This window comes from Pseudomonas sp. Ost2 (genome assembly GCF_018326065.1).
Classification (GTDB): domain Bacteria; phylum Pseudomonadota; class Gammaproteobacteria; order Pseudomonadales; family Pseudomonadaceae; genus Aquipseudomonas; species Aquipseudomonas gingeri.
The window spans coordinates 4,337,016-4,349,716 of the sequence record NZ_AP021904.1 but is presented as its reverse complement, the minus strand read 5'-3'; the positions used below and the strand labels follow the sequence as shown (position 1 = coordinate 4,349,716).

Here is a 12,701-nt window from a genome sequence, read left to right as displayed (position 1 = left end):
TCATGGAAAGTGCATTCAACCGCGAAGGCGGCATCATCCAGGGACTGCTGGACACCGACTACTACACCTTCACCATGATGCAGGGAGTGCTGCACCAGCACCCCAACGTCGAGGTGGAGTATCAGTTCATCGTGCGCTCCCGGGAAAAACTCGGCCACCTGATTCCCGAACTGCGCAACGAACTGGAGAAACTCGCCGGCCTGCAGATGCGCGAAGGCGAGCTGCGTTTCCTGTTCAACCGGCGCTTTCGCGAATACCTGACGGCAGACTTCGAGCAGTTCCTCGGCCTGTTCCGCTTCAACCTGCGCTACATCCACGTCAGTGAAGTCGATGGCCAGTTGAGCATCCGTGTCCGTGGCCCGATGTTGCACTGCATCATGTTCGAACAGCCGGTGCTGGCCCTGGTCAGCGAATTGCGCAATCGCGACAGATACCCGGACGTGGCGTTGGAAGATGTCAGCCGCAAGCTCTACCAGAAGTTCGAGTGGCTGGAGAAAAACCTCAGCCGCGAGGAACTGGCCGACCTGCGGGTCTCGGACTTCTCGACCCGTCGCCGGCTGTCCTTCCGTGCCCAGCGTGAGGTGGTGGATATCATGCGGCGCGATTTCCCCGGTGTGTTCGTCGGCACCAGCAATGCGCACCTGGCCTATGAATTCGACCTTCCGCTGATCGGCACCATGGCCCACCAATGGCTGATGGTGCACCAGCAACTGGGGCGCCTGCGGGAAAGCCAGAATGCGGCGCTGGAGAACTGGGTACGCGAATACCGCGGGCGTCTCGGCATCGCCCTGACCGACTGCATCAGCACCGATTTCTTCCTCAAGGATTTCGACCTGTATTTCGCCAAGCTCTATGACGGCCTGCGCCAGGACTCGGGCGATCCGATTGTCTGGGCCGACAAGGTATTGGCGCGTTATGCACAGTTGGGGATCGATCCGATGACCAAGGACCTGATGTTTTCCGATGGCCTGAACTTCGAGAAATGCCTGCCGATCCTGCGCCATATCCGCGGCAAGGCCCGCTTCGGTTTCGGCATGGGCACCAGCCTGGCCTGCGATGTCGATGGGGTCGAACCCTTGAGCATCGTGATGAAACTGGTGCGGGTCCACGGCGAACCGGTGGTGAAGTTTTCCGATGACCCGGTGAAGAACGTCTGTGAAGACCCGTCGTTCCTGCGTTACGCGGCGCAGGTATTCAACGTGACTGAAATCAACCAGCAACTGGAGGTGTGAGATGGGGACCACGAATCAGGATCGTATTGCCATGGCGCTGGGGGTGAACCGGCAATTGGCGCCAGGCGACGAAGCCGTCGAACTGAGCCGTCGTATCGATTTTATCAAGGCCACGTTGAAGCAGTCCGGTTGCCAGGCACTGGTGCTGGGGATCAGCGGTGGCGTCGACTCGCTGACGGCCGGGCGGCTGTGCCAGCTGGCGGTCGAGCAGTTGCGCGAGGAGGGCGGAAAGGCGCGCTTTATCGCGATGCGCCTGCCGTACCGGACCCAGGCGGATGAGGGCGATGCCCAGGCGTCCCTGGCGTTTATCCGCCCCGACCAGACCAGTACCGCGAATATCTCGGCCTGCGTGGAAGGCCTGATGGGCAGCCTTGACGTCGAGGGCCTGCAAGCAACGCCGGCGCAGGTGGATTTCGTCAAGGGCAACGTCAAGGCCAGGGCACGGATGATGACCCAGTATGCGCTCGCCAACTTCGTCAACGGGCTGGTGGTGGGCACCGATCACGCCGCCGAGGCTCTGATGGGCTTCTTCACCAAGTTCGGCGACGGTGCCTGCGACCTGGCACCCTTGTCCGGCCTGACCAAGGGCCAGGTACGGCGCCTGGCTTCGGCCCTGGGGGCACCGGAGCAACTGGTGTACAAGGCACCGACCGCCGATCTGGAGGAACTGGCGCCCGGCAAGCCGGACGAAGTCGCCTATGGCTGTACCTATGCCGAGATCGACGCCTACCTGCTGGGGCAACCGGTGTCGGCGCAGGCCAGCGCGATCATCGAGGCGGCCTACGCCCGCACGGCGCACAAGCGGGCCCTGCCGTATTCACCGGTTGCCTGATCGGTTCAAGGCCGCGATACCGGGGAGGGGCAATTGCCGGCGATCCATTCGCCGGCAAAGGCTTTGGCCACGAACCGGGTCGAGTCGGGCAGCGAGCCGTTGACGGTCGCCGAATGGTCGAGTTGCGGATACAGGTGCCATTCGATGCGGTCACCGGCGGCGCAGGCGTCCCTGACCAGCGCCTTCTGATCCGGTACGAAGACATCGCGGTCCTGGCCGCCGGTGCCGATAAAGACCGGGATGTCCGACTTCAGCGTCGGATAGGCCGCTGCCCGGGTCACCGCCGCGAAAGCCGCCCTTGGCGAACGCTTGAAGCTGTTGTCGAAGGTGAGCTGGTTCGCCATGACTTGCTGCTCGATCTCGTGCAGGCATCCGCGCTGGCTCAGTTCGTAGGTCGGGATCGCCTGTTCGCTCAGGTAGTCGCTCGGCACAAACGACGGGTCGAGCAATCTCGCCGTGTCGAGTCGCAACAGGTTGTAGGCGAAGGTCGGTACCACCGAGCCGTGGGCGTTGCTCCGCTCGCGGTCGGCGGCACGCTGGTGCACGGCGGCGTAGGGTGTGCCGGTTGCCACGACGCCGACGATATCGAGGTCCGGGGCATAGGTACTGGCGTAGACCGCCGTGGCGAATGCCGCGCGACCGCCCTGGGACTGGCCGAACACGACGACCCGGGTCGACAGTTGGAAGTCGCCGTGGGCCACGGCGCGGATACTGTCGAGGGTGTTGTAGGCCAGCGGGCGGGTCAGTCCGTAGGGATGCGGGCCGGGAGTTCCGAGGCCCTGGTAGTCGGTGGCGACGATCGCATAGCCCTGCGCCAGCCAGTGATCGAGATAGTGCCTGTCGCGCTCGCTGCGCCGGGTCAGCGACGGTGCGCAGACGTCAGCGCTGCCGACGGTGCCATGGGCCCAGGCCATCAGTGGCCAGCCACCCTTGGGCGGCGTGCCCCTGGGGATGAACAGCGCACCGGAGACAACGTTCGGCAGCGGCTTGCCGACGCCGTCGGTCGAGGTGTAGAGGATACGGATATTCTGGCCGGCTGCGGCCAGGCCCTGTTGCGGCGTCAGTGTCTCCGTGCGCAGCAACTGGCCGGGCTTGCCGGGCAGCTTGTCGGTCCACAGGTAAAACGCCGGAATGCCGGCGTCCGCCGCGACCGGCAGCGGTTCGGCCTGCACGGCGCGCAGGCCCATGCCGGCCATCACGCACAGCATGCCGAGCCATGGGTATCGGGTCCTGCTCATGGGCGTTGTCCTTGCGGCGCGTGGCGTTCAGCGTGGCGATTCGAGGGTCTTGTTCAAGGCCACGTACTGCAACAGCATGATGGTCTTGGCGTCGACGATCTCGCCGTCGCGGACGGCCTGCAGCGCGTCGTCCAGGGACAGCTCCAGGACCTCCAGGTCTTCGCCCTCGGCCTCCAGGCCGCCACCGTGGCCGACCTTGCTGTCGCCATCGTATTCGCCGAGGAAGAAATGCAGTTTCTCGGTGACCGAGCCGGGACTCATGAAGGCTTCGAAGATCTTTTGCACGTTCTGCACGCGGTAGCCGGTTTCCTCCTCGGCTTCGGCGCGGATGCGGTCTTCGGGCGAGGCGTTTTCCAGCAGGCCGGCGGCGGCTTCCACCAGCATGCCGTCGTGGCCGTTGACGAATACCGGGAAACGGAATTGCCGGGTCAGCACCACGGTCTGTTTTTCCCGGTTGAACAGCAGGATGGTCGCGCCATTGCCGCGGTCGTAGGTTTCGCGGCTCTGGCGCTGCCAGGTGCCGTCGCTGCGCAGGAAGTCGAAGGTGGTTTTCTTCAGCAGGTACCAGTCATCCGAGAGGACGGTGCTGTCGACGATGCGAACCCGGTCTTTCGTTGCAGTCATGATCCACGCCTTGTGGTGGGCAAAGCGCAGATCATACAAGGCGGATGGGGTTCTGTGGTGGCCTCTTCGCGGGCAAGCCCGCTCCCACAATGTGGCAGCGGGCTTGCCCGCGAAGACGGCCGCAAGAGCGATGCAAGCCCCAAGGGGCTCTTCATCCTGGTCAGTGTGGGAGGGGCATTCCGACGGAGGGGCCCTTGAGATCACCAGGGATGCTTCAGGCCACCGCCAGCTGCCGCTTGCGTCGTTGCGCAACCATCAGGAAGCTCAACAGTGCCAGCAGCGGCAAGGCGCTGCCCACCGCCATGATCGCCAGCCAGCCGCCTTGCTCGTACAGCGTGCTGGCCAGGGCCGAACCGATGGCGCCGCCGATAAAGATACTGGTCATGTACAGGGCGTTGAGCCGACCGCGACTGGCGGCGTCGAGGGCATAGACGGAGCGTTGGCCGAGCACCATGTTCATCTGCACCGCGAAGTCCAGCAGCACGCCGGTCAGCGCCAGGCCGATCACGCTGTAGGCCGGGTGGATCAACGCGGGAACAAAGCTCAGGGTCGCCAGCAGCATCGCCAGCCAGGAAGCCCGGTGGGTGTGTCCGGCATCCGCCAGGCGTCCGGCGATCGGTGCGGCGATCGCGCCCATCGCGCCCACCAGGGCAAACAGTGCGATTTCCGATTGCGACAGGCCATGGACCCGCGACAGCTCCAGCGGCACGGCGGTCCAGAACAGGCTGAACGTGGCGAACATCAGCCCCTGGTACAACGCCCGCTGGCGCAGCACCGGCTGCCGGCGGAACAGGTGCCCCAACGACGCCAGCAACTGGCCGTAGGTCGCGCTGTGGCTGGGCTGGCGCTTGGGCATGGTGACCAGGATCACCAGCATGATGAGCAGCATGAGCACGGCGGCGGCGATAAACACCGTGCGCCAGCCGAAGTGGTCGGCGATCACGCTGGACAGCGGTCGGGCCAGCAGGATACCCAGCAACAGGCCGCCCATGATTGCGCCGACCACCCGCCCGCGGGATTCCTCGGGCGCCAGGTGCGCGGCCAGGGGCACGAGGATCTGCACCGACACCGAACTGAAACCGATCAGCAGCGACACCACCAGGAACACGCCGGGCTGTCGGGACAGTCCGGCCGCCACCAGGCTGATCACCGAGACCAGCACGGTGCAGAGCATCAATTTGCGGTTTTCCAGCAGGTCACCCAGGGGCACCAGGAAAAACAGGCCCAGGGCATAGCCGATCTGGGTCAGGGAGACGATCAGGCTGGCGCTGTGGGCGGAGATGCCGAGGTCCGGGGCGATCAGGTCGATGATCGGCTGGGCGTAGTAGATGTTGGCGACGATGGCACCGCAGCAGAAGGCGAACAGCATCACCAGGGCACGGGTCATCACGGGCGCGGCGTGGGAGTGGGTCGGCATGGTTTCAAGGCTCTGGAACAGGTGAGGTGGGCGAGTCTAGAGATTGCCCGGCGGCGGTGTAAGGCCGTCACAGGCATAGTTGATATCAGCTCCGTTGATTATCCCGCATCCCTTTGGCGTTGGCCCGGCCGCCATCGCCGGCAAGCCGGCTCCCACAAGGATCAGGGTTCCACCGCAGGCGTATCGTCGAACCCGGCCCCTGTGGGAGCCGGCCGGCTGGCTGGCGATAGCGATCTCAGCTTCACCGCGCGACTCCGGGAGTTGTTCGAAGATGTAACAACTTGCCCGCAGCGCAGCCTCCAATCTTTTAAATCTCTTTTCCAATCAACAGCTTGCCCTCTTAATCCGCACGTCTGTGGATTTTTCCGGGAGATTGCAGTCTTACTGAACACTTGTTTAGTATCACCCCAGCGCTTCACCTCACGCTCAAAAACAATAAGACGAGGGCCCTGCATGACCTCCCATCCGACACTGCTCGACACGGTCGAGGCCGGCATTGCCCGGATTACCCTCAACCGTCCCGAGCAACGCAACGCGCTGGACATTCCCACCCTCAAGGCACTGATCGACCTGCTGGATCGCTTCGAAGCCGACCCGGCGGTCCGGGTGCTGCTGCTGACCGGCAGCGGTCGCAGCTTCTGTGCGGGAGCGGATCTGGCCGAATGGGCCGATGCCGAACGCCGCGGCATCCTCGAGACCTACGGCTGGACCGAAACCGCCCATGTCCTGATGAATCGCCTGCACGGCTTCGCCAAACCGACCATTGCCGCCATCAACGGCACGGCGGTGGGTGCCGGGATGGACCTGACGCTGTGCTGCGATTTCCGCCTGGCCGCGCAATCGGCGCGCTTCAAGGCCGGCTACACCAGCATGGCCTATTCGCCGGACGCCGGTGCCAGCTGGCACCTGCCGCGCCTGATCGGTACGGAACAGGCCAAGCGCCTGTTGTTCCTCGATGAACTATGGGGCGCCGAGCGTGCCCTGGCCACCGGCCTGGTGAGCGAGGTCTGTGCCGACGAGCAATTGGCCGCCAGCGCCACCGAGTTGGCCAGCCGCCTTGCCGCGGGCCCGACCTTCGCCTTTGCCCAGACCAAGGTGCTGATCCGCGATGGCGCCCAACGCAGCCTGGCCGAGCAGCTCCAGGCCGAACAGGCCGCCGGTCTGCTCTGCGGCCGCAGCCGCGATGGCGTCGAAGCCCTGCAAGCCGCCGTGGAAAAACGCGTCCCCCATTTTATCGGCCAGTAACCGAACAGCAGGTACCCCATGAATTTCCAACTGACCCAAGAGCAGGACATGCTGGTGGACGCGGTGCGCAGCTTCGTCGAGAAAGAGCTGCTGCCCCACGAAGAGGCCGTCGATCGTGCTGACTCGGTGCCGCCGGAGCTGGCCGCGCAGATTCGCGCCAAGGCCATTGCCGCCGGTTTCTACGCCTTCAACATGCCGGAAGAAGTCGGCGGCGGCGGCCTGGACTACCTGTCCCAGGCCTTGATCGAACGCGAGCTGTCCAAGGTGTCCTGGGCCCTGCACGTGTTTGTCGCACGGCCGTCGAAAATCCTGATGGCCTGTACCGGAGCGCAGATCGAGGACTACCTGCTGCCGTGCGTACGCGGTGAAAAGGTCGATTGTTTCGCCCTCACCGAACCCGGCGCCGGTTCCGATGCCAATGCGATCAAGACCCGCGCGGTACGCGATGGCGATGACTTCGTGATCAACGGCAGCAAGCACTTCATCAGCCATGCCGGCCATGCCGATTTCGCCATTGTCTTCGCGGTGACCGATACCTACGAGCACAACGGTCGCAAACGCAATGCCGTGACCTCGTTCCTGGTGGATCGCGACACCCCCGGCATGACCATCCGCCGTGGTCCGAAATGCGTGAGCAACCGGGGTTATCACACCAGTGAGATCTTCTTCGACGATTGCCGGGTCCCGGCGGCCAAGGTGCTCGGTGAAATCGGCAAGGGCTGGGAAGTCGCCAATGCCTGGCTGACCGCCGGGCGGGTGATGGTGGCCGCCAACTGTGTCGGCCAGGCCCAGCGCGCACTGGATGCGGCGCTGCAATGGGCCGCCGACCGCAAGCAGTTCGGCCAGCCCATCGGTACTTACCAGGGCATCTCCTTCAAGCTGGCGGACATGGCCACGGAAATCCGCGCCGCCGAACTGATGACCCTGCACACCGCCTGGAAAATGGACCAGGGCACCATGACCGACGGCGAGGCCGGCATGGCCAAGCTGTTTGCCAGCGAAGTACTGGGACGCGCCGCCGACGAAGCGGTGCAGATTTTCGGTGGCATGGGCCTGATGGACGAAGGACCGGTGGAGCGGATCTGGCGCAATGCGCGGATCGAGCGGATCTGGGAAGGCACTTCGGAAATCCAGCGCCATATCATTTCCCGCGAGCTGCTGCGGCCGCTGCTGCGCTGATCGGACCAGGAGTGCGGATTATGTCGATCAGAGACAACCTCAAGCGCTTGCTTGCGCCGCGTCACCTGGCGTTTGTCGGCGGGCGCAGCATGGCGCGGGCGCTCAAGCGCTGCGCCGACGGCGGCTTCCAGGGCCAGATGTGGCTGGTCAACCCGCAACATGCCAGCCTCGACGGGATTCCCTGCGTGGCTTCGGTGGCGGACCTGCCGTGCGCACCCGATGCGGTGTTCATCGCCACCAACCGCGAGCTGACGCTGACCTGCGTCGCCGAACTGGCGGCCAGGGGCACCGGCGGGGCGATCTGCTATGCCTCCGGTTTCGCCGAAACCGGCGCCGAGGGCCAGGCCCTGCAGGCGCAACTGCTGCAGGCGGCCGGTGAGATGGCGCTGCTCGGCCCCAACTGCTACGGCCTGCTCGACTACCTGCACAATGTCGCCCTGTGGCCGGTGGCCCATGGCGGCAAGACGGTGGAGAAGGGCGTGGCGGTGCTGACCCAGAGCGGCAACTTCGCCTACAACCTGTCCATGAGCGACCGATCCCTGCCGCTGGCCTATATGGCCTCGGTGGGCAATCAGGCCCAACTGGGTGTCGCGGAACTGATGGACGTGCTGCTCGACGAGCCACGGGTCACGGCCATCGGCCTGCACCTGGAAGGCCTGAAGAATGTCCCCGGATTTGCCCGCGCCGCCCACAAGGCCCTGGAAAAAGGTATTCCGGTGATCGCCCTGAAAACCGGCGTATCGCAGATCGGTGCCGAGCTGGCATTGAGTCACACCAGTTCCCTGGCCGGCTCCGATGCGCTGTATGACAGCCTGTTCGAACGCCTCGGGGTGATTCGTGTCAGTGGGCCGGTGAGTTTCATGGAAACCCTGAAAGCGGCGGCCTGCGGCAACCTGCCGGCGGGACCGAGCCTGACCGGGCTGGCCTGTTCGGGGGGCGACGCCGGCCTTATCGCCGACTATGCCGAACGCAATGGCCTGAGCCTGCCCAGGCTCGACGACGGCCAGCGTGCCGAACTGGCGCAGGTACTGCCCAGCTACGCCAACCTGGTCAATCCGCTGGATTTCACCACGGCGATCTGGGGCAATCGCGAAGCCCTCGAACAGATGCTCGAAACCGCCTTGCGCACGCCGGCCGATGCGGCGCTGCTGGTGCTCGACTATCCGGCGGAGTTTACCGGTGAGCGCAAGGAGTGCGACCTGCTGCTGGAGCTGTATTGCCAGTTGCTCGCGCGGCACGGCAAGACCGGATTTGTCGCCTCGGCGTTTCCCGAACTGCTGCCGGCAGTGGCCCGTGAACGCCTGCATGCCCACGGTGTGGCAGCCTTGCAAGGGGTCGAGGACGGCCTTGCGGCCTGGGGCCGGATCGCTCATTACCGCGCCCGCCGCGATGCCCTGCTGGCCGGTGGCGAGTCGGCCCTGGCGCCGATCTGCCCGCAGGAACAGGACGGCGAAGGCCGGCTGCTGGATGAGTGGCAGTCCAAGCAGGCCTTGCGGCCGTTCGGTCTGCCCTTGCCCGAAGGTCGCCTGTGCCGCCCGCAGGACGCCTTGGTCGAGGCTCGCGGCCTGGGCTATCCGCTGGTGCTCAAGGTGGTCAGTGCCGACCTGCCGCACAAGACCGAAGCCGGCGGCGTCGCCCTCAACCTGAAGGACGAGGCGGCGTTGCAGGTCGCCCTCGACACCCTGCGCGGCAACCTGGCCCGGCATGCACCGGGGCTGGTTTTCGATCAGGTGCTGCTGGAACGCATGGCCTCGCCACCCCTGGCCGAACTGATCGTGGGCATCAAGCGCGAGACCGGTTTCGGCCTGGCGCTGGTGATCGGTGCCGGGGGCATTCTGGTGGAACTGCTCAAGGACAGTCGCAGCCTGTTGTTGCCGACCACTGACCAGGCGATCCGCGAGGCGTTGCTGGGCTTGCGTTGCGCGCCGTTGCTCAACGGTTTTCGCGGGGGGCCGGCGGTGGATATGCCGGCCCTGGTCAAGGCGATTCGCGCGGTGGCGGATTACGCCTGCGAGAACGCCGAACGGTTGCTGGAGCTGGATGTGAACCCACTGCTGGTCAATGCCGAGGGAGCGGTGGCGGTGGATGCGTTGATTCGTCTGGCTTGAGACTTTGGGCGATCTTGCGCGCCTCTTCGTGGGCAAGCCCTGCTCCTGCAGTACGGCGTCGAACACAGATTTTGTAGGTTACGCCAAACCCTGTAGGAGCTGGCTTGCCAGCGATGAGGCCGGTGAGTCTTGCGCTGATCTGGCAGACGTCATCGCCAGCAAGCCAGCTCCCATAAGGACCGTAGCCATCCTCTAATACCGCGTCAGCAAACGAACCCTTTTCCCGCAACGTAACAGGGGCAACTCGATGAGCGATAATAACAACAAGATTCATCAACTCTCCCAGGGCTTCCAGCTGGAACGCCGCGACTTCCTCAAGCTCGGCGCCATGGCCGGGCTGGCCGGGGCGGCGGTGTCCATGGGCTTTCCATTGAACGCCTGGGCCGCCGAGGCCACGCCCAGGGCGGGTGGTGTCCTGCGCCTGGGGCTGGCCGGGGGCAGCACTTCCGACTCCTATGATCCGGGCTCCTGGAGCGACACCTTCACCTTCGTCGGCTTCTCCGCGGTCTACAACACCCTGGTGGAAATCGCCGTCGACGGCTCGGCCATTCCCGAACTGGCGCAGAGCTGGGAGTCTTCGCCGGATGCGCGGATCTGGACCTTCAAACTGCGCTCCGGGGTGACCTTCCATAATGGCAAGAGCCTCGGCGTGGAGGACGTGGTGGCCTCCATCGAGCACCACCTGGGCGAGAAGTCCACCTCGGCGGCCAAGACCGTGCTCGGCGAAGTGGTTTCGGTCAAGGCGGCCGGCAACGACAGCGTCGCCTTCGAACTGCGTTCGGGCAACGCCGATTTCCCCTATGTGGTCGCCGACTATCACCTGGTGATCATGCCCGCCAAGGATGGCCTGGCCGACTGGCGGGCGGGAGTCGGCACCAGCGGCTATCGGATCAAATCCTTCGAGCCGGGCGTGCGCATGGCCCTGGAGCGCAACCGCGACTACTGGAAGGCCGGTCGTGCGCACTTCGACAGCGCCGAACTGATCGGCATTTCCGATGGTGCCGCGCGGGTCAATGCGCTGATCACCGGCCAGGTCGATGTGATCAACAAGGTCGACCTGAAGACCGTCGGCCTGCTCAAGCGCAATCCGAACATGGTCATCGAGGAAACCAAGGGCGCCCAGCAATACACCTTCCCGATGCTCTGCGACAGCGACCCATTCAAGAACAACGATATCCGCCTGGCGATGAAGCACGGCATCGACCGCGAGGCGCTGCTGGCCTCGGTGCTCAAGGGCTACGGCGCGGTGGGCAACGACCATCCGATCCAGCCCGGCAGCCGCTTCCTCAATACCCAGTTGGCGCAACGCAAATACGATCCCGAGCAGGCGAAGTTCTACCTGCGCAAGGCTGGCCTGGACTCCCTCAAGGTGCGCCTGCAGGCCAGCGACGCGGCGTATTCCGGCGCGGTGGATGCCTCGGTGCTGTTCAAGGAGCAGGCGAGGGCGGCCGGCATCGATATCGACGTGGTCCGCGAGCCGGCGGACGGCTTCTTCTCCAATGTCTGGAACAAGCAGCCGTTCACCACGTCGTTCTGGTACAGCAGCCTGACCGCCGACCGCATGTTCAGCATCGGTTATGCCAAGGGCGCGGCGTGGAACGAGTCGCACTGGGACAACGGGCGCTTCAACGAACTGCTCAACCAGGCCCGCGGCGAACTCAACGAGCCCCTGCGGCGCGAGATGTACAACGAGATGCAGGCGATCTGTCGCGACGATTGCGGCGCGATCATTCCGCTGTTCGCCAGCTCCGTGGCCGCGCGCTCCAACCGCGTGGCCCATGGCGAGCTGACCGCGCCCTATGGCGAACTCGATGGCCTGCGGCTGATCGAGCGCTGGTGGCAGGCCTGAGTGGGGAGAGCAGGGCATGAAGAGCATTCTCAAGCTGCTGTCCCAGCGCCTGGCGCTGGGGCTGTTCTCGCTGTTCGCGGTGTCGGTGATCATTTTCCTGGCGGTGGGTCTGCTGCCGGGAGACATCGCCCAGGCCATGCTCGGGCAGTCGGCGACTCCGGAAACCCTGGCGGCCTTTCGCACCCAGCTGGGGCTTGACCAGCCACCGCTGTGGCGTTTCCTGCACTGGGCCGGGCATATCCTCCAGGGCGACCTGGGGGCATCGCTGGCCAACCAGCGGCCCATCGCCGAACTGGTCGGCACGCGCCTGGGCAACACCCTCTGCCTGGCCGGGCTGGCGGCGCTGTTCTCGGTGCCCCTGGCCTTGCTGCTGGGGATGCTCGCGGCGCTGTATCGCAACTCCTGGTTCGACCGGCTGCTCAATACGGTGGCCCTGAGTGCCGTGTCGTTCCCCGAGTTCTTTGTCGCCTACCTGCTGATCCTGTTGTTCTCGGTGAAGCTGGGCTGGTTGCCGAGCCTGTCGAGCCTGCCGCCGGACGCCTCCTTCGGCCTGCTGCTGGAGCGCTCGGTGCTGCCGGTGGTGACCCTGAGCCTGGTGGTGGTCGCGCAGATGATGCGCATGACCCGCGCCGCGCTGATCAACCTGCTGGCCAGTCCCTATATCGAAATGGCCCGGCTCAAGGGCATCAGCCAGGGCCGGATCATCTTCCGCCATGCCTTGCCCAATGCTCTGGCGCCGATCGTCAACGTGATCGCCCTGAACCTGGCGTACCTGGTGGTGGGCGTGGTGGTGGTCGAAGTGGTGTTTGTCTATCCCGGCCTGGGGCAGTTGCTGGTGGACTCGGTGGCCAAGCGCGATATCCCGGTGGTGCAGGCCTGTAGCCTGATCTTCGCCGCGACCTACATCGTGCTCAATACCCTGGCCGATGTGCTGTCCATCGCCAGCAACCCACGCCTGATGCATCCGAAGGGGTAAT

The 12,701-nt window shown here is 64.9% G+C and carries 10 protein-coding genes; 7 read left to right on the top strand and 3 right to left on the bottom strand.

Annotated features, from left to right (window positions below; translation table 11 throughout):
• The first annotated feature begins 2 nt into the window (after nt 1-2).
• Entirely contained in the window at nt 3-1,232 is a 1,230-nt protein-coding gene (pncB, locus tag KI243_RS19065; RefSeq protein ID WP_103032503.1) for a nicotinate phosphoribosyltransferase, read from the top strand.
• A 1-nt stretch (nt 1,233) separates the two neighbouring features.
• The gene (nadE, locus tag KI243_RS19060) at nt 1,234-2,064 is read left to right on the top strand and encodes an ammonia-dependent NAD(+) synthetase (RefSeq protein ID WP_212809748.1); all 831 of its coding nucleotides are present in this window, start codon (nt 1,234-1,236) and stop codon (nt 2,062-2,064) included.
• Between the two features lie 5 nt (nt 2,065-2,069).
• Here nadE and KI243_RS19055 read toward each other — a convergent pair whose 3' ends face one another.
• From KI243_RS19055 to KI243_RS19045, 3 genes are all read right to left on the bottom strand, one after another.
• Nucleotides 2,070-3,260 carry an alpha/beta fold hydrolase gene (locus KI243_RS19055; protein ID WP_244861907.1) on the bottom strand — a complete coding sequence of 397 codons (1,191 nt, stop codon included), beginning with the start codon at nt 3,258-3,260 and terminating at the stop codon, nt 2,070-2,072.
• Between the two features lie 69 nt (nt 3,261-3,329).
• Nucleotides 3,330-3,926 (bottom strand): NUDIX domain-containing protein, encoded by a 597-nt coding sequence (locus KI243_RS19050; protein WP_177087939.1) that lies wholly within the window; start codon nt 3,924-3,926, stop codon nt 3,330-3,332.
• Nucleotides 3,927-4,140: 214 nt separating this feature from the next.
• Complete coding sequence (locus tag KI243_RS19045) at nt 4,141-5,343, bottom strand: MFS transporter (RefSeq protein ID WP_177087941.1); 1,203 nt, start codon at nt 5,341-5,343, stop codon at nt 4,141-4,143.
• Nucleotides 5,344-5,796: 453 nt separating this feature from the next.
• Here KI243_RS19045 and KI243_RS19040 point away from each other — a divergent pair, with 453 nt between their 5' ends.
• The 5 genes from KI243_RS19040 to KI243_RS19020 all read left to right on the top strand — a co-directional run bounded on the left by KI243_RS19040 (nt 5,797) and on the right by KI243_RS19020 (nt 12,700).
• Nucleotides 5,797-6,588 carry an enoyl-CoA hydratase-related protein gene (locus tag KI243_RS19040; RefSeq protein ID WP_017125279.1) on the top strand — a complete coding sequence of 264 codons (792 nt, stop codon included), beginning with the start codon at nt 5,797-5,799 and terminating at the stop codon, nt 6,586-6,588.
• Between the two features lie 18 nt (nt 6,589-6,606).
• Nucleotides 6,607-7,767 carry an acyl-CoA dehydrogenase family protein gene (locus tag KI243_RS19035; RefSeq protein WP_017125280.1) on the top strand — a complete coding sequence of 387 codons (1,161 nt, stop codon included), beginning with the start codon at nt 6,607-6,609 and terminating at the stop codon, nt 7,765-7,767.
• 20 nt (nt 7,768-7,787) lie between these two features.
• Nucleotides 7,788-9,875 (top strand): acetate--CoA ligase family protein, encoded by a 2,088-nt coding sequence (locus KI243_RS19030; protein WP_212809747.1) that lies wholly within the window; start codon nt 7,788-7,790, stop codon nt 9,873-9,875.
• A gap of 247 nt (nt 9,876-10,122) precedes the next feature.
• Nucleotides 10,123-11,724 (top strand): ABC transporter substrate-binding protein, encoded by a 1,602-nt coding sequence (locus KI243_RS19025; RefSeq protein WP_212809746.1) that lies wholly within the window; start codon nt 10,123-10,125, stop codon nt 11,722-11,724.
• A gap of 16 nt (nt 11,725-11,740) precedes the next feature.
• Entirely contained in the window at nt 11,741-12,700 is a 960-nt protein-coding gene (locus tag KI243_RS19020) for an ABC transporter permease (protein WP_017125282.1), read from the top strand.
• The last annotated feature ends 1 nt before the right edge of the window (nt 12,701 follow it).